The sequence below is a fragment of the Salinarchaeum sp. Harcht-Bsk1 genome (genome assembly GCF_000403645.1).
Lineage (GTDB): Archaea > Halobacteriota > Halobacteria > Halobacteriales > Salinarchaeaceae > Salinarchaeum.
Genome location: NC_021313.1, coordinates 1,950,273 through 1,967,039, shown reverse-complemented (window position 1 = coordinate 1,967,039; position 16,767 = coordinate 1,950,273). Strand labels below are relative to the sequence as shown.

Here is a 16,767-nt window from a genome sequence, read left to right as displayed (position 1 = left end):
CTCGGCGAATAGGCGTGTCGGTCTGGGTGACGCCGGAGCGCCGGCAGCGTCGGCACAGTCGCTGGCGCCCGCCGACCCCGAAAAAATCCGCGCCGCTGCCGCTCCGTGTTCGCTCCGTTGCCCTATACTCGCTCGACCTTGATCCCGCCACAGCTCCGGCACGTGTCGATCTCCATCTCGGGGTCGGAGAAGTACTCCTCCCCGCAGCTCTGGCAGACGTGTGACGGCGACTCCTCTGGGGCCGCCTCGACCTCGTCCTCGAGGTCGTTCGATCCGCCGAGCAGGCTCTGGACGGTGTCCTTGATGCTCATGGGCTGGTCCAACAGTATACTACGCGCCCGTTTGTGATAAATGTTCACACGCCTCGTGAAACGAGGTGGCGGGCGCGCCGCTCCGCCTACCGCTCGACCGTGGTCGACAGCCGGAGATCCTGGGCAGAGCGCCCGATCTCGACGGCGTACTCGCCCGCGGGCGTCGCCCAGCCGCCGACTTCGTCGTAGTGGGCGAACGCCAGGTCGTCGAGGTCGATCGTGACGGTCCGCTCCTCGCCTGCCGGCACGTCCACGGCTGTGAACCCGCCGAGTTCGCGTTCGGGCCGCTCGACGTCGGCCTCCGGCGGTCGGACGTACGCCTGCACCACTTCGCGGCCGTCGCGCTCGGCGACGTTCGCGACCGTCACCTCCACGGTCGACTCGTCGACGGCCGTCGCGTCGCGGTACTCGAAGGCCGCGTAGGAGTGGCCGTGCCCGAACGGATACGTCGCGGTGCCGCGACCGGCGTCGAAGTGCCGGTAGCCGACGAAGACGCCCTCGTCGTAGCTGGCGTGACCGTCGACGCCGGGGTACTGCTCGGGCGCTCGGGCGGGGTACTCCGACTCGGGTGCGAACGTGACCGGGAGTCGACCCGACGCGTCGACGTCGCCCCAGCAGACGGTGGCGAGCGACTCGCCGTCGGCCTGGCCGGGGTACCAGGAGGTGAGGATCGCGGCGACGTCCTCGCGCCACGGCAGTTCGACCGGGCCGCTAGAGCGGACGGCGACGACCGTGTTCTCGTTGGCGGCAGCCACGGCCTCCACGAGGTCGTCCTGGTCGCCGGGCAGCCGGAGGTCCGGACGGTCGAGCGCCTCGGTTGCCTGGTCGCGGACGACGACGAGTGCGACGTCCGCGTCCTCGGCTGCGGCGACCGCGTCGTCGATCGAGCCGTCGAACTCGGCCTCCTCGTCGTCCTCGCCGAGGTCGAAGAAGGAGAGGTCCTCGATGGGCGCCACGCCGCGGGCGACGGTGACGTCGCCACCGCCCTCGGACGCCCGGGCCTCCACGCCCTCGACGGTCGTCGTTGCCTCGATCGGCGTCGTCTCCGAGGAGCCACCGCCACCCAGCGTCGGTTCGTCGAGGTTCGGCCCCACGAGCGCGACGTCGACGTCGTCCGCGAACGGCAGGACGCCGTCGTTCTCCAGCAGGACCTGTCCGCGGCTGGCGATCTCGCTTGCGAGCTCGCGGTGCTCGTCAGTGTCGATCGCGCCGTCGGTCTGCTCGCCGTCGAGCGCGCCACAGGCAGCCATCTGCCCGAGGACTCGAGCGACCATGTCGTCGAGGCGCGACTCGGGCACCTCGCCAGCGTCGATTGCCTCGCCGAGCGGCTCGGCAAACTGGCCGTGGTTCTCGGGGTCGGGCATGCCGTCCTCGAACTCGCCGAGGTCGATCTCCTCGGGTGCGTCACCGGCGTCCGGGCTGGCTTCGTCGCCCTCGGCGGCCTCGTCCTCCGCATCGGCCCCGTCGTCTTCCATCGCGGGCCCCATCATCGCCTCCATCGGGATCCCTGGCATCTCGAGGTCGAGCCCCGCGTTGGCGGCGGCCACCGTGCTCTCCGTCCCGTACCAGTCCGAGACGGTGTAACCGTCGAAGCCGAACTCCTCCTTGAGGACGTCCGTGACGAGCCGCTCGTTCTCGGACATGTGCGTGCCGTTCACGCGGTTGTAGGAGGTCATCACCGAACCCGCGCCGGACTCGACGGCCGCTTCGAAGCCCGGCAGGTAGAGTTCACGAAGCGCGCGCTCGGAGACGTCGGCGCTGACGACGGCGCGGTCGGTCTCCTGGTTGTTCGCGACGTAGTGCTTCGGCGTCGCGATCACGTCCTGGGACTGGACGCCCTCGACCGACGCGGCGGCGAACGCGCTGGTCACGACCGGGTCCTCGCTGTAGTACTCGAAGTTTCGGCCGCAGTGGGGCATCCGGATCAGGTTCAGGCCGGGGGCGAGCAACGAGTCCTGCCCCAGCGCACGGGTCTCGCGACCGATGGCAGCACCCTTCTGGCGAGCGAGGTCCGGATCGAACGTCGCAGCGACGGCAAGCGGCGCGGGGAACGCCGTCGACGACTCGCCCGGAACCCGGACGCCGAGCGGGCCGTCGACGAGTCGGAACTCCGGGACGTCGAGGCGCTCGACGCCGGGGAGATAGCCCGTTGCGCTACGCGTCGGGTCGACGTGGCCGTGCACGAGCGAGAGCTTCTCCTCGCGCGTGAGCTGGTCGACCAGCTCCTGGACGCGGTCGGTCTGGTGGTCCATGACGGAGAACGCCCCCGAACTCGCTTGGGTGTTCGGGCAGCCGAAGGTCCTGCCTCGTTCGTGAGCGCGCACGAGAGATGGCATTTGGCTACCGTAGTCGGTGACCACCGAGCTTCGATCGGCGTTCGATCGCAAAACCGCGGTTTAGAGCGGGTAGAGCCCTGTAAGCACCCATTATGTACGCGTATTTGCATGGCATCCACCTGTCTTTCGTCGGAAAGTATTAGATAATTTTAATTTGGCACCGGCACTGTATCCAATTGCCATGTCCGATAGCAATGGTCGAATGATGCAGTACCTGGCGAACAACCCCCGAAAGATCGGCGTGCTGTTCACGCTGCTGCTGGCGCTCTCGCAAGTCGGGAGTGTCGCGGCAGACGGTGCGAATGGAACTACGATCGTCTAAAGATGCTCAGCAGAAAGTTCGTTACTCCACTCGAGCCAGCTGTTCCTACGGACTGGGAAGTTCTCGTTGTGTAAGAAAGAATCCAGTTCATCCCCAGTGACGACCAATTCAGTAATCGAGCCTGATGCCAGGTAGTACTCAGAGACGCCAGCGAGGTGAGGAGAGAACACCCCACCCATTCCAGGAGACGCGCCAAACAGGTCCAACGATAGTTTGTATTTCTCCCCCGTTTGCTCGATGTCTCCGAGATACGGAGTGCCACTCATCGGCTGCACGATTGAGAGCCCGCCGTCACCGACGACGATGTAGTGGCATCCGATGATACTCTCGTCGCGAGCAATGTCCAGCGCTGGACGGAGCGGAAAGCCAGAATTCAGCAACTGTGCTACCGCTCGACCGATTTTCACTGCTCCGAGATTGGCCACGTTCCTAACCGTGACAATTCCTCCAATTGCTCCAGCTTCGACGAGAGCGGTTCCCTGCTCGTAGGACTGGCAAGCGTTCAGGAAAAATGCGTCAACTCCTACGTCTTCGATCTGACTCGCGTCAAGACGGCCATCTGTGCAACGAAATCCATCGTCGTCGATATGCCCGATGTAGTGGAGAAAATCCCGTTCCTCTGCCAAAATATCGGTCAGTTCTTCGGAAGTCGTGTCTGAGCGAATCGTAATATCGAAGGGAAGTTCGGCTTCGGCACGAGACCCGTAGGCATCGTCCACGAGGTCCCCCTCTTCAGCCATCTCTTCAGCATTGCAGACGACCGAAATATCGATCGACCCGGTTGACAAGGATCTGCCAGTCCGATTTTCGAATGCTTCTGGGATGGCTTTCGATGCACCGATTGGTGTCCCATCACCGACCCAGGTTTCTTCAATCGTTTGGGCGGGATCTGTTGGATGGACATAGTCGGCTTCGGCAGTAACATCTCCCCGGACGATACCTGGGGCCGAGAGGTTCTGGAGACATTCAGGCCGTTGCTCGAATACCTTCGCATCGACTCCACGCACGAGGCCCTGCGTTGCCCCGGTTTGAATCGCATCGGATGAGACTGGTTCCGCTTCTGCAGTGCGTACCAGAGCGAGGTCATCAACGAGATAGGGTAGTGCTTCCGCACTCTTTGGACGGGGGGCCACGTGTGCAGCATGTTTCCAGTCCGGCACGACATCCTCGATTGAATCGAACGGGACGCTCAGGTAGGCTTCGACCCGCCGGTCGTGCCGCTCACCGTAGAGCGAAGGAAAGTCGAGATCGAGATGTTCTTCGAGCTGTTTGCGTTCAAACAAATCGATCTGATAGATCCCTTCCGTGCGAGTAACGCAGTCAAGCAAGAACAGTTTCTTGAGCGTTCGTTCGACGCCATGCTCTAAGCTACCATGGGATTCGAGCGAATGAGTCCAGGAGTCCCCGACGATTCTCGGAGGACCGTCCTTGACTGGAGCACCCAGATAGTACGCCAGTGGGGCAACAGCGAAAATGTCGGCAAATCGTGGAGGAACCTGTACCTCGATCCGATCTGACGGCGGTTCCAAACCGCTGGGCACATCCAAACTGTCACCGAGTTTCAGTTTCGGTGGATGTCCGCGATGGGTCGGGAAGGCCCTCTCAGGAGACTTTGTCTTCAGTGCAGAGCCAAATGCGGTTATGGCTGGCAATAGGTCCGATGGTTCTTCCGTTACCGTGATCGTGGTAGCAGGCCTATCGTGCGTGGAACAACTCCCAATGGAGACTGCGATCTCACCGTCGAACTGAACCTCAGTTGCGGACCCGTCTTGACGGATCTCAAGCGGACTGGTTACTTTGAGATATATTTTAATAATCCCACCAGGTTCAATGAAGTAAGTGCTCTCGGGAAGTGACCGTTTTGTTTCGAGTTGGACCTCTTCCAACATCCGGCCTTCGACATCGCGGATGCAAAGTTGCGATTCTACTGGAAGCACGACCCTCGATGTCTCGATCTCGACAGCGGACTCGACCGGCATCGGGAACCGATCTGGCGAGACGTCCGTCGGCGAGACCGGGCCGTCGGTCCGGATCGTCCGTCGCAGCCGCTCGATCGGATCGACGACGTCCAGGCCATGGTCGACCCCGAAGGACTGCGTGATGAGCGTCCCGGGAGAATGGGAGTCAGCCATGGCTGGTAGTGAAGAATAACTACGTAGCCAGCGACTAAAGTGTGCTGGCGTGGCGGCGATTGGCGGGGTGTTGTGAGAAAATGGCTCCTCTCCAGGATACAATTATCGTGATCCCCCAAGAATTATAAGGAGATCAACCATAGCCGGTCACAGTCCGCAAATGCGACTCCGCCAGCCAACCGATTTCCTGATTCTCGAAGCTCTGCACACCTACGGCCGAAACGTCGCGACGAACCTCGCGAAGGTGACTGGAAAGAGCCGCAAGAACGTCAACAACCGCTTGCCCGTGCTGGCCGACTACGGGCTCGCCCGGAAAGTGGGGCCCGCCAAGCAATCGGGGCTCTACGAGATCACGGAGGAGGGCCGCGCCGCGGTCGACCTCCGCACGCAGTACGACGAGACCGACGACTTCGAGGCCCTGATCGAGCAGCGTCTCGAGAACACGACCAGCGATTCGACGACCGTCGCGGCCCGTGGCGAGGTCGACGACGAGGACGGCGACGACGCGGACCTGTTCTGACGGGCGGTGTCGAACGCAGTCGGTAGCTGGTGTGCGAGTGCTCAATCCTGGCGTTCCGAGCGGCCAGTCCCCTGGTCTCCGGCAGTCACGTCGACCGCCTCGACCGACGGCGGCAGGTCGGCGATCACGTCGTCGGGCCAGCCCCGGTGGCCCACGGTGATCTCGACGTCGCTCGTGCAGGCGTGGAGCCGAGCGATCGCGTCGACGGCCCGCTCACGGGCCCGGCGGTCGGGGCGCTCCGGCGTTTCGGCGGTGAGCGGGTACACCCGGGAGAGCGCGGGCGGCACGGGGCCGAAGGGCGGGCGGAGGTCCCAGGATTCGTCGTAGCCGCCGCCAGGGTCGGCCTCCGTGACGAGGAGCGTATCGACGCCAGCCAGGTCCAGCCGTTCCAAGCGGTCGTGGTAGCGCTGAACCTCCGGCCGGTCGGCGCTCTCCGTGGAGGTGTAGAAGAACGTGTCCTTGACGATCGGGTCGGACGCCGCGAGCCACTCGGCGTGCTCGAGGAGCGCGCGGTAGCCCGCGAGGAGTGCAGGGTGGCTGCGAGCGCGGGTCTCGACGAGTTCGAGGAGGTTGCCCCGGCGGATGGCCTGGCGAACCCGCCGGATCTCCGCGAAGCTCACGGAGAGGTTGTGCTCCGCGAGCCTCCGTTCGCGCTCGCCGCCGGGAAGGTCGCGGAGCCCGTCGGCGTCGTACTCGGTGCAGACCGCGCAGTCACAGGGGAGGTACTCGAGGTCGTCGAGGTACTCGGTGCCGCGAACGGTCATGTAGCGGTCGTCGCGAGCGTAGAGGGCGTAGGCCGCGGAGTCGAAGAGATCGCAGCCGGCCGCTGCCGCGAGCGCGAACATCATCGGGTGGCCGGCGCCGAAGAGGTGGACCGGGGCGTCCTCGCCGAGCCCGCGCTTCGCCGCGGCGACGACGTCGACGACGTCCGCGAAGCGGTAGTCGCCGAGCAGCGGGACGACCGCGCCGACGGGAAACACGTCGAGGCCGGTGGCGTAGGCCTTGCGAGCGGCGCGCTCGCGGAGGTCGGGATAGGTCGAGCCCTGGACCGGCGCCGTCACGAGCATCTCGCCGGTGGCTGCGTCGTCGGCGATCTGGAGCCGGTCGAGCGTGGTCTCGAGTTGCCGTTCGGCCTCCTCGCGAGCGACGTCGGGCGGCGTCGGGAGGTCGACGGGCGTCCCGACGTCCGACCCGATCTCGCGCTGGAACTGGAGGATCTCCTCGGTCGTGACGTCGATCTCGCCGTACTCGGAGAGCTGGAAGGCACCCGAGTCGGTCATAATCGCGCCGGAGAAATCGAGCAGTTCGTGGAGGCCCTCCTGGAGGGCCTGCTCGCGGAGCCCCTCGTTGCCGTGGATGATGTAGGCGTTCGTGATGAGGATCTCCGCGCCGAACTCGGACTCCAGGTCGGCCGGCGCGACCGTGTCGATGTTGGGATTGATGACGGGCAGGAGCGCGGGCGTCTCGACGGTGACGTCCGCACGCGGGATCGTCAGCTCCCCGATGCGTCCCGCACCGTCGACTGCCTGCAACTCGAAGCACTCCCGCACGGGCGTGGACGCTTGCACGAGAGTGCATCGGGAAGGCCCGCGCCTAAGGGTTCCGTCTGGGCTGCGCTGCGACGACGGAACGGGCAGCGGCGATTGCAGACGGAGCGATGGCCCGCTCTCAGAGCCGGTCCTGCTCGGTGCCGGCCAGTCCCTCGTCGGTGATGCGGAACTGCGCGGTCTCGCCGGCGGGTTTGGCGCGGTGTTTTTCGAGGGTCGCCCGGCGGTTGCCGCCGCGGAATCGGTCGATGCGGAGAATCGTCCCGGTCCAGTGATCCAGGGTGTGGCCGCCGAGGGCGTGGATTCGGTCCTCCTCGGGGTCGGTGTAGACCTGGTTGGTGATGACGACCGCGAGGTCCTCTCGGCGCGCCAGCGAGAGAAGGTGGGTGATCTGGTCGGCGACGGCGCGTAGCGCCTCGCCGCCCTCCTGGTCCTTGTCGCGCTGGAGCCGATAGAACCCCGTCGCGCTGTCGAGTGCGATGAGATCGGCCTGTTCGGCGAACGCCTCGGCGTCCTTGACGGCCTCGCGCTGTTCGGCGAAGTCCAGCGCGTCCTGGACGACGATCCGCTCGGCGAGCGTCTGTAGGTCCTCGCCGGCTCCTGCATCGGCGGCTGCAACCGCGTCGTCGACCGCCGGTCCGTCGGGAGCGGTCTCCGGACGCGCTCGAGCGCCCACGACCTGCTCGAAGCGATCGATGGAGACGCCCTCGGTGTCGACGATGACCGTCGTGCCACCGTCGGCCGCGACCGCGGCAGCCGCCGAGAGCACGACGTTCGTCTTCCCGGCCGCTGGCGGGCCGTAGAGCTGGGTGACCGTGCCTCGCTCGAAGCCACCGCCCAGCAGCTCGTCGAGGGGCTCGCAGCCGGTCGGGATCGGGTCGCTCACTGGCGCGTGGTACGGGGGGACCCCGCAAAAGTGCGGTGATCGGTTCCGCCGGTCCGAGATTCCGTCCGAGCCTCGGCTTCGATGGGGCGACTGCTGGGGCCGACACCCCGGAAATCCGTCGCTCGCGTGCCGGTCGTAGAATGAAGAGTTAAATCGCCGCCCTGCGAAGCGGTAGCCATGAGCGACGAGGACGGCCCCGCCAGCGTCGAGGACATCCGGATGCCCGACGACGACGAGGTGTTCGCGGAGGTCCTCGAGATGCTTGGAGCGAACCGCGTCCGGGTGCGGTGTGCGGACGGCGTCGAACGGACGGCGCGGATCCCCGGCAAGATGCAAAAGCGGATCTGGATCCGGGAGGACGACGTCGTGCTGGTGGAACCGTGGGACTGGCAGGACGAGAAAGGGGACATCTCCTGGCGCTACGAGAAGTCCCAGGCGGAGACCCTGCGCGAGGAAGGCTACATCGGATAGCTCGGAGCCGACCCCGCTCGTTGCTGCACCGCTCAGGGCCGACCGGTCGGTTCCCGCGACCACTTTCACCCCGCTGCCCACGAGTTTATTGCCGTCCGACGGCGACCTGCCGGTATGTCCAACGCGAAAGGCGACCGCCGGGAGCGCGAGCTCGTCAACGAGCTCGACGCCACGGGGTTCGCCGTCATGCGAGCGCCGGCCTCCGGCTCCGCGACGGAGCGGGAGCTGCCGGACGTGCTCGCCGGCGACGGCGAGGCGTTCTACGCGATCGAGGCGAAATCGAGCGCGGGCGATCCGATCTACCTCACCGCAGAGGAGGTCGAGGCGCTGATCTACTTCGCGCAGAACTTCGGCGCGCGCCCCCGGGTCGCCGCGCGATTCGACCGCGAGGACTGGTACTTTTTCCACCCCGACGAACTGCACTCGACCGCGAGCGCGAACCGCCGCGTCAAGAAGGAGTTCGCCATCGAATCCGGCGAGACCCTCGAAGAACTCGCCGCGAGCGGGCCCACGACCGACGACGAGCCCTCCGTCGCGACGCTCGACATCTGCAACGCCGTCGCCGACGGCACCCTCGAACCCGAGGAAGGGGCAGAGATGATCGACGGCTGATCGGCTGGGGAGCCCCCCGGAAAGCCGGCGTGCAGGGCGGAGCACGGTGCCGCCTCGGGCGACGCGATCCGACGCCGCTTTGGGTGTGCCGGCAGAACCCCCTGGTAGTGAGCGGAAACGGCAGCGAGACCGACGCCACGGACGCCCAGCCGAGTGAGCGTCGGGACGAGGCCGAGCGTGGCGAATCGGCCGACAGCGGGGGACAGGTCGAGCACGAGGGCCCGGCCGACGGCGGGGACCAAGCCGACGGCGAGGGGCGGGCCGACGATGGGGTGCGGGCCGACCGGGGTCAGCCCGACGCAGCAGAACCCCACGACTCCCTGCTCGCCGCCCTCCACGTCACCCGACACCTCCGCGTGGGACTCGCCGTCGGAATCGGGCTCGCCGCCTTCCTCTATCTCCCTCGGCTCCCCGCGTTCGACAGATCGATCCAGGGGGCAGAAGGGTTCTACCTCGGGCTCGCGTTCGTGCTCGCCGCGACGACGGCCGGGCTGGTGACCGCGGCGCTGAGCATCAAGACGTTCCTCGAACCGGTGCTCGATCGACCGGCGTGGCTGCGCCGGGGCGGGATGGCGGCGATGCTCGGCGGCCTCGGCTGGGCCAGCACGCCGCTCCTCGCCGCAGGTGCGGACGCCGGGTCGATCGACGCGACGCTCTGGCGAAACGTGACGAGCCTCGCGGCCCTCGCCCTGCTCGTCGGGACCATCGGACTCCACTCCGCCGTCAAACAGGCCGTAGCGACCGTGAGCGAGCGGATCCGGCGAATCGAACGCGCGGCGTACTGGATCGCACTGATTGGACTCCTGATCGCCGCCGCGAACGCGACCGGTGACGCCGCGCCGGTGCGGGTCGCCGGGAGCGAGGACGTTGCGACGCCCTTCCTGATCGGGGCACTACTGGCGGCGGTGGCGGTGATTCCCTTCGCGGCGACGGCGGAGCTGTCGGGGCGCCTGCCTCGGTGGCGGATCCGATCGTTGCAGGTGGGTGGACTCATCGGCGCCGTCGGCACCGCGTGGCTCGTCTCGCTCGGCGGGTGGGACTGGCTGGCGCAGTTCGACGCCCCCGCGGCGCTCGGGCTCGCGGTAACGGTCGTGCCGGTGGGGCTCGGCTGGGCGATCGCTGGCCTGGGTCTCTGGACCTCGGCGAGGCAACGGGAAGCTGCCGCCTCGCCGGGTGAACCCGGAGACGGACTCGCGGACGAGTGACCATTCGTGCGAATCTCGGCCGGATCGCCGGCGACGAACGTGCACTTCATACCCGGATTGGCAACCCTTTTCAGGAACCGTCGGGTAGCTTCCGGCCATGCTAGAGGACGTGCAGAAGGGACTCGAAGGGGTGCTCGTCGCCGAGTCCGGGCTCAGCTCGATCGACGGTGACGCCGGCCGCCTGATCTATCGCGGCTACGACATCGAGACGCTCGCCCGGGAGGCCACCTACGAAGAAGTGCTCTACCTGCTCTGGCACGACGAACTGCCGACCGCCGAGGAGCTCGAGGCGTTCGCCGACTCCATCGCCGAGGAGCGGGAACTCTCCGCCGACGTCCTCGAAACCGTTCGGCGGCTCGCGGCCAGCGGCGAGGAGCCCATGGCCGCGCTCCGGACCGCGGTCTCGGCCCTCTCCGCCGACGAGCCCGAACCCGATGCCGACCCGGAGGATCTCGACGCCACGCTCCGCAAGGGCCGCCGCATCACCGCCAAGATCCCGACGATCCTCGCGGCTTTCGAGCGCTACCGGATGGACGAGGCGCCCGTCGATCCCCACCCCGACCTCGACCTCGCCGAGAACTTCCTCTACATGCTCACCGGCGAGGAGCCCGACGACATCGCCGCCGAGACGATCGACCAGGCGCTCATCCTCCACGCCGACCACGGCCTCAACGCCTCGACGTTCACGTCGATGGTCGTCGCCTCGACGATGGCCGACGTCTACTCCTCGGTCACCGCCGGTATCGGCGCGCTCTCCGGCCCGCTCCACGGCGGCGCCAACCAGGACGTCATGGAGATGCTCATCGAGGTCGACGAGAGCGATCGGGATCCCCTGGACTGGGTCAAGAACGCCACCGACGAGGGCCGGCGCATCCCCGGCTTCGGCCACCGCGTCTACAACGTCAAGGACCCCCGCGCGAAGATCCTGCAGGCCCGCTGCAAGGAGCTCTCGGAGGCCAACGGCGACGAGAAGTGGTACGACTACACCACGACGATCGAGGAGTACCTCACCGAGGAGCAGGGCCTCGTCGAGAAGGGCATCGCGCCCAACGTCGACTTCTACTCCGGGACCGTCTACTACCAGCTCGGCATCCCCGTCGACATGTACACGCCCATCTTCGCGATGAGTCGGGTCGGCGGGTGGGTCGGGCACGTCTTGGAGTATCAGGAGGACAATCGGCTGATCCGGCCGCGTGGACGGTACACCGGGCCGGAGGAAGCCGAGTGGGTCCCGATCGACGAGCGGTAGAATTTCGGTGCTGATTCTTCGGGCGTTTCTGCAGGTCATACCACAGCGACCGCTAGATCGCTCGTGACGAACCGCTTGGAAGCCCCCTCCCGCTCGTCGCAGCTAACTCGCTGTGCTCCTCGTTCGCGAGCTATCGCTCGCTCACTTCGGTGCTTGCATCCTTACCTGCGACGAGCGGTCGGCCCCTTCCAGTCCCACCCGTAGCTGATTTCGGGATCGCGAAACACGGCGGTGGTTCCGCCTGCAGATGCAGGGGACCGTCCCACGCGATACAGCCGTTGGACGATCCACCGCGCAGAGACGGAACCAGAGCCCACGGGTGGGGCTCCGGAAGGGGGCCGACCGCTTGACGAAGGACGACGACGCAAGCACCGCAGGCGGGCGGCTCCGCCGCCCGCCAAGGAGCGCAGCGAGGCGCCCGAGTCGAGCGGGAGGGGGCTTCCGTGGCGGTCTGCGGTGCTGTGTTCTTCGAACCACCGGCACTCAATATCGCCACGTTCGAGCGGAACACATTTTGAGCGGGTCGGCCAACGCGGGGACAGGGCACGTAGCTCAGTTGGACAGAGCGTCCGGCTTCTAACCGGACGGTCGTGGGTTCGAATCCCATCGTGCCCGTGATTCTGCGAGGAGCGGACGCGACGAGCGAATCACGTCGACGTGGGGTTTCGAACCCTGGAAGTCGCAGCCCGCGCAGTCCGGGGGCCGAGCAGGAACGTCTTCCTCCGGTTCGAATCCCGGAGCGGCGGAGCCGCTCCAAACTTCGCGAATCCTGCGGATTCGCTCAGTCCCATCGTGCCCGTTAGCCCGGCGAGCGACAGCGAGGCGTCTCCACGCAGACAGTAGCTCGATTTCGTCGACACGATTCACGATGTGATCGGTTTCGATGGTCGTTCTGCGGACATCAGTTGGATGCAGCAATGAATCGGGATACTCTCCACCACGTACCTCGACGGCCCAGTTCCAGCGGAGGAGACCACTGTGAATCGTTATCGTTCCGGCGGACCATCTGTACCGTATGGGATCGATCATTCAGTCAACGAGAGACACATTACGCTTTCCCGTGATCCGAGGTCTCTCACCGCTCTGGAAGACGCTCGTAGCGGTCGGCACGTACGCCACGTGGACAGCGCTCACGTGGCTACTCGAAGGTCGTATTCGCACACTGCAACGTCCAGATGTCGTGCTAGACCGCGTGGTATACACGGGCGTCGCGAACCTGCTCGTCGGGACGCTGTTGGCGATGCTACTCGTTCGGGAATTCGCCGCGTCTGGCTTCGTCTCCCGCTCACGGCTTGGATTTCGATCGATCGGCCGCACAGTCGTCGCCGTGCTGATCGGCGGCGGTCTCGGTTTCGCTCTCTTCGCTCTGCAACAGCCCCCTACGACCGATCCCGTCGTCGTGGCGAACGTGTTCGCGCAGGTACTCCCCGTTTCCATCGCCGAGATCGTCATCTGCTGGGTCGTCGTCGGGGGAAGCCTAGAAGCACTCTTGCGCCACCGGGGCCTGAACCGGTATCTCGCCACCGGAAGTGCGCTGGTCGTCTCCAGTGTTCTGTTCGGCGTGTACCACTTCGCCCATAGCCCCCCGTTCAACACAGTCGAAATGGTCGTCCTCCTGACGGTCGTTGGCGTAGGAACGGGCCTCATTTACTTCGTCGGTCGCTCGTTCTACGGGGCACTGGCTTTCCACAACTTCATGGCACTGATCGGTGTCGTTTCCTCGCTCGAGGAGGATGGGCAGATCGGATCCTATCAGCAACCGCTACCGCCACTGCTGGCAACGGCCCTCGTCGCAGTACTCGTCATGGTCGGAATTGAACGGCTCTTCGTCCGCGATACGTACGAGGAAGAGCCGGGAGATCACCGAGTCTGATTGCCGTTTCGCCTCTCGGAAGGACCGGCTGGATTCGCTACGTAAGTTCCCACGCTTGGTGTGCGGATCCCTCGTCCGCCGTCGCAACCGCTTTGCCCCCAGAGTCGAACGCTCCCCACATGGACGTCTTCGGGTCGAGCGGCGTTCGCGGCGTGGTGAACCAGGGGATGACCCCGGCGTTCGCCACGCAGGTCGCCCAGGCCGCGGGCACGGTCTGGGCTGCCGATCGGGTCGCGATCGCTCGGGACACCCGGCTCTCCGGGCAGATGCTCGCGGACGCGGTCGCGGCGGGACTGGCGAGCGTCGGCACCGAGGTCGAGCGGCTGGGCGTCGTGCCCACGCCCGCTGCGCAGGCCCACGCCGAGCGCGAGGGGATTCCAGCCGTCCTCGTGACGGCCTCGCACAACCCGCCGGAGTTCAATGGGCTGAAGCTGGTCGCCGCGGACGGCGGCGGGCTGACCGTCGAGACGCTGGAGGCCGTCGAGCGCACGCTGATCGAGGAATCCTTCGAGACGGCCGAGTGGGACGGGATCGGGGCCTGCCGACGCCGGACTGACGCCGCGGCGAACTACGTGGACGCCGTGGTGGAGGCGGTCGACGCGGAGCGCATCGCGGCGGCGGATCTCACCGTCGCGATCGATCCGGGCAACGGCGCCGGCTGCGAGACGAGCCCGGCGATCTTCCGGCGACTCGGCTGCGACGTGCACACCGTCCACGCCCAGCCCGACGGTCGATTTCCCGGGCGCGCACCCGAGCCGGTGCCGGCGGAACTCGGCGACCTCTCGCGGCTCGTCCGCGCGGCGGACGCCGACCTCGGGATCGCTCACGACGGCGACGCCGACCGGGCGGTGTTCGTCGACGAGCGCGGCGACCCCATCGACGGCGACGCCTCGCTCGCGGCGCTCGCGTCGGCGGAACTCGGCCAGGGCGACGCGATGGTCTCGGCGGTGAACGTCTCCCAGCGCGTCGTCGACGCCGTCGAAGCCGCGGGCGCCGACCTCGACCTCACGCCGATCGGCGCGACGTACCTCTCGAGTCGCGTGCGGGAACTCCAAGCCGCGGGCCAGTCCGTCCCGATCGCCGGCGAGGGCAACGGCGGCGTCTTCTTCCCGCCCTACCGCCTCGCCCGCGACGGCGCCTACGGCGCGGCGCGATTCCTCGAACTCGTCGCCGAGCGGCCGGCCAGCGAGATCGTCGCGCCCTACGACGACTACCACTTCGTGCAGGCGAACCTCGAGTACGAGGAGGAGGCCGATCGCGATCGGATGATCGCCGCCGCGACGGCGTGGGCGAAGGGCCAGGACGGCACCCTCGACACGACCGACGGCTACCGCGTCGACTACGGCGACGCGTGGGTGCTGATGCGCGAGAGCGGCACGGAGCCGCTGGTACGGGCGTACGCGGAGGCGCGGGATCGCGACCGGGCGGAGTCGCTGCTCGGAGAGGCGGTCGAGGTGCTGGAGGACGCCTGATACCCGAACGCAGCATCGCAGGGAAAACCGACCCGGTAGCAGCGCTACTGCTCGTACTGCGGCGGTTCTTCGGGTTCGTCGTCGAGTCGGCCGAGGAGTCGCGAAAGGAGCTGGGTGCCCGGCCCGCTCTTCAAACCGTGGCGTTTGGCCTTCTCCCGGGCTTCGTCACTCATGCACCTAACTTGTCACCTTCGGATTATAAACCTGTGGCGAGGACTGCAGCGACGATGCCGACGACGAGCATTCCCTGTGTCACAGTGAGCAACCACGCGTTCCAGTCGATCGTCTCAGCGTTTTCGGAGATGAGTCCGGTATATGTGACGATCACGTCCTCGTCCCAGCGACGACCACCGGTTCGATCGAGTCCGATCCATTCCAAGTACTCCCCGTCGCCGCCGACGTAGAGTCTCGACTCGTTGTACGTCACGATCCCGACGACCGTGGGAACCAGGAGCGATCCGAGCGCCACGTGAAGCAACGTTGCGTCGAACACGCGGGCACCAGCGAACCGAAACGCCGTCAGCAAGATCCCGATGAGGATCGCGTTGAAGCGGACCGTCTTCATCGCCTTAGCGTCGATATCGCTCAGCGTGGCTTGCTGTGCTTCGATGACTGCTCTCGTCTCAGCGTACACCGTTTCGAGCCGTTCACTCTCCCACGATTCGCCGTCTGTCACGTCGTCGCTTGGCCTCGCTATCCCACGTAAACGTGTGCTATTCACGCACCACCTGCCATCGGTTGCGGCGCTGCCATCCGCTCACGCCCCTCCGACACACTTAAGCCAGTGTACGGATTTGCACATTACAAGCCGAATCCATACAGTAGTGATCTTCCATGGAAGCATACATCGAACGCGCCGCCGACGGCGACGATCTAACGCAGGCGGAGGCACGCGAGGCGGCGACGGCCGTCTTCGAGGACGCGACCGAGGCCCAGATCGGGGCCCTCCTGACAGCCCTGCGAGCCAAGGGCGAGACCGAGCAGGAGATCGCCGGCTTCGCCGAGGGGATGCGCGCCGCGGCGAAGACGATCGACCCCGATCGCGAGCCACTCGTGGACACCTGCGGCACCGGCGGCGACGACTACGACACGATCAACGTCTCGACGACGACCACGTTCGTCGTCTCCGGCGCGGGCGTCCCCGTCGCCAAGCACGGCAACTACTCGGTCTCCTCTTCTTCGGGTAGCTCCGACGTGCTGGAAGCCGCCGGCGTCACGCTCGAGTCCGATCCCGACGCCGTCGAGGACCTGATCGAAGCCGAGGACGTCGGCTACATGCACGCGCCGGCGTTCCATCCGGCGATGAAGGCCGTGATCGGTCCGCGAAAGGAACTCGGCATGCGGACGATCTTCAACGTCCTCGGGCCGCTCACGAACCCCGCCGGTGCGAACGCACAGATCGTCGGCGTCTACGACCCCGACCTCGTCCCGACGCTGGCGAACGCCCTCGCGAACCTCGACGTCGATCGCGCGCTCGTCGTCCACGGATCGGGGCTCGACGAGATCGGGATCCACGACGAGACCGTCGCCGCCGAGGTCAGCGGCGGTGACGTCTCGGAGTTCGAGATCGCACCCGAGGAGATCGGCCTCGACCGCGCGCCGGTCTCCGAGATCGCGGGCGGCAGCCCCGAGGTCAACGCGAAAGACCTCGAGGGCATCCTCACCGGGGAGGTCACCGGTCCCAAGCGCGACGTGATCCTCGCAAACGCCGGCGCGGCGATCTACGTCGCCGGCGAGGCGAACTCCATCGAAGAGGGCGTCGAGGTCGCCGCGAACGCGATCGACTCCGGCGAGGCCGCCGCGCGCCTCGACGCGCTGCGCGAGGCCTGAG

The 16,767-nt window shown here is 66.5% G+C and carries 16 protein-coding genes and 1 tRNA gene; 10 read left to right on the top strand and 7 right to left on the bottom strand.

Annotation, left to right across the window (positions count from 1 at the left end; all coding sequences use genetic code 11):
* Positions 1–122: 122 nt before the first annotated feature.
* Positions 123–323 carry a hypothetical protein gene (locus L593_RS16170; RefSeq protein WP_201764622.1) on the bottom strand — a complete coding sequence of 67 codons (201 nt, stop codon included), beginning with the start codon at positions 321–323 and terminating at the stop codon, positions 123–125.
* A gap of 74 nt (positions 324–397) precedes the next feature.
* The gene (locus L593_RS08870) at positions 398–2,563 is read right to left on the bottom strand and encodes a glycoside hydrolase family 3 C-terminal domain-containing protein (RefSeq protein WP_020446620.1); all 2,166 of its coding nucleotides are present in this window, start codon (positions 2,561–2,563) and stop codon (positions 398–400) included.
* A 265-nt stretch (positions 2,564–2,828) separates the two neighbouring features.
* Between L593_RS08870 and L593_RS16010 the strand changes: the two genes are divergently transcribed.
* Positions 2,829–2,969: a hypothetical protein gene (locus tag L593_RS16010; protein ID WP_187292611.1), complete on the top strand. Its 141-nt coding sequence runs from the start codon at positions 2,829–2,831 to the stop codon at positions 2,967–2,969.
* Here L593_RS16010 and L593_RS15645 read toward each other — a convergent pair.
* Entirely contained in the window at positions 2,966–5,101 is a 2,136-nt protein-coding gene (locus L593_RS15645) for a hypothetical protein (RefSeq protein WP_144060737.1), read from the bottom strand. The genes L593_RS16010 and L593_RS15645 overlap by 4 nt on opposite strands.
* 160 nt (positions 5,102–5,261) lie before the next feature.
* Here L593_RS15645 and L593_RS08855 point away from each other — a divergent pair, with 160 nt between their 5' ends.
* The gene (locus L593_RS08855; protein ID WP_020446617.1) at positions 5,262–5,621 is read left to right on the top strand and encodes a hypothetical protein; all 360 of its coding nucleotides are present in this window, start codon (positions 5,262–5,264) and stop codon (positions 5,619–5,621) included.
* Positions 5,622–5,662: 41 nt separating this feature from the next.
* On the opposite strand, the gene tgtA is transcribed toward L593_RS08855, so the two are convergent.
* Positions 5,663–7,171, bottom strand: coding sequence for a tRNA guanosine(15) transglycosylase TgtA (gene tgtA, locus L593_RS08850; RefSeq protein ID WP_020446616.1), 1,509 nt, complete (start codon positions 7,169–7,171; stop codon positions 5,663–5,665).
* Positions 7,172–7,289: 118 nt separating this feature from the next.
* Positions 7,290–8,054: a DNA repair and recombination protein RadB gene (gene radB / locus L593_RS08845; protein WP_020446615.1), complete on the bottom strand. Its 765-nt coding sequence runs from the start codon at positions 8,052–8,054 to the stop codon at positions 7,290–7,292.
* Between the two features lie 177 nt (positions 8,055–8,231).
* Between radB and eif1A the strand changes: the two genes are divergently transcribed.
* The 7 genes from eif1A (at position 8,232) to glmM (ending at position 14,936) form a co-directional block, all read left to right on the top strand.
* Positions 8,232–8,525: a translation initiation factor eIF-1A gene (eif1A, locus tag L593_RS08840; protein ID WP_020446614.1), complete on the top strand. Its 294-nt coding sequence runs from the start codon at positions 8,232–8,234 to the stop codon at positions 8,523–8,525.
* A gap of 114 nt (positions 8,526–8,639) precedes the next feature.
* Positions 8,640–9,137: a Holliday junction resolvase Hjc gene (hjc, locus tag L593_RS08835; protein WP_020446613.1), complete on the top strand. Its 498-nt coding sequence runs from the start codon at positions 8,640–8,642 to the stop codon at positions 9,135–9,137.
* Positions 9,138–9,244: 107 nt separating this feature from the next.
* Positions 9,245–10,342: a hypothetical protein gene (locus L593_RS08830; protein WP_020446612.1), complete on the top strand. Its 1,098-nt coding sequence runs from the start codon at positions 9,245–9,247 to the stop codon at positions 10,340–10,342.
* 97 nt (positions 10,343–10,439) lie between these two features.
* On the top strand, positions 10,440–11,591 hold the full coding sequence (gene citZ, locus L593_RS08825) for a citrate synthase (RefSeq protein WP_020446611.1): 1,152 nt from the start codon (positions 10,440–10,442) through the stop codon (positions 11,589–11,591).
* A gap of 541 nt (positions 11,592–12,132) precedes the next feature.
* Positions 12,133–12,206, top strand: a tRNA-Arg gene (locus L593_RS08820).
* A 400-nt stretch (positions 12,207–12,606) separates the two neighbouring features.
* On the top strand, positions 12,607–13,464 hold the full coding sequence (locus L593_RS08815; protein ID WP_144060736.1) for a type II CAAX prenyl endopeptidase Rce1 family protein: 858 nt from the start codon (positions 12,607–12,609) through the stop codon (positions 13,462–13,464).
* Positions 13,465–13,583: 119 nt separating this feature from the next.
* Complete coding sequence (gene glmM, locus L593_RS08810; RefSeq protein WP_020446609.1) at positions 13,584–14,936, top strand: phosphoglucosamine mutase; 1,353 nt, start codon at positions 13,584–13,586, stop codon at positions 14,934–14,936.
* Positions 14,937–14,980: 44 nt separating this feature from the next.
* Here glmM and L593_RS16410 read toward each other — a convergent pair whose 3' ends face one another.
* Both L593_RS16410 and L593_RS08805 read right to left on the bottom strand, forming a co-directional pair.
* Positions 14,981–15,109, bottom strand: a complete 129-nt coding sequence (locus L593_RS16410; protein ID WP_255347046.1) for a hypothetical protein — start codon at positions 15,107–15,109, stop codon at positions 14,981–14,983.
* Between the two features lie 23 nt (positions 15,110–15,132).
* Positions 15,133–15,612 (bottom strand): hypothetical protein, encoded by a 480-nt coding sequence (locus L593_RS08805; protein ID WP_020446608.1) that lies wholly within the window; start codon positions 15,610–15,612, stop codon positions 15,133–15,135.
* A 158-nt stretch (positions 15,613–15,770) separates the two neighbouring features.
* On the opposite strand from L593_RS08805, the gene trpD reads away from it, so the two are divergent.
* Positions 15,771–16,766: an anthranilate phosphoribosyltransferase gene (gene trpD, locus L593_RS08800; RefSeq protein WP_020446607.1), complete on the top strand. Its 996-nt coding sequence runs from the start codon at positions 15,771–15,773 to the stop codon at positions 16,764–16,766.
* The last annotated feature ends 1 nt before the right edge of the window (position 16,767 follow it).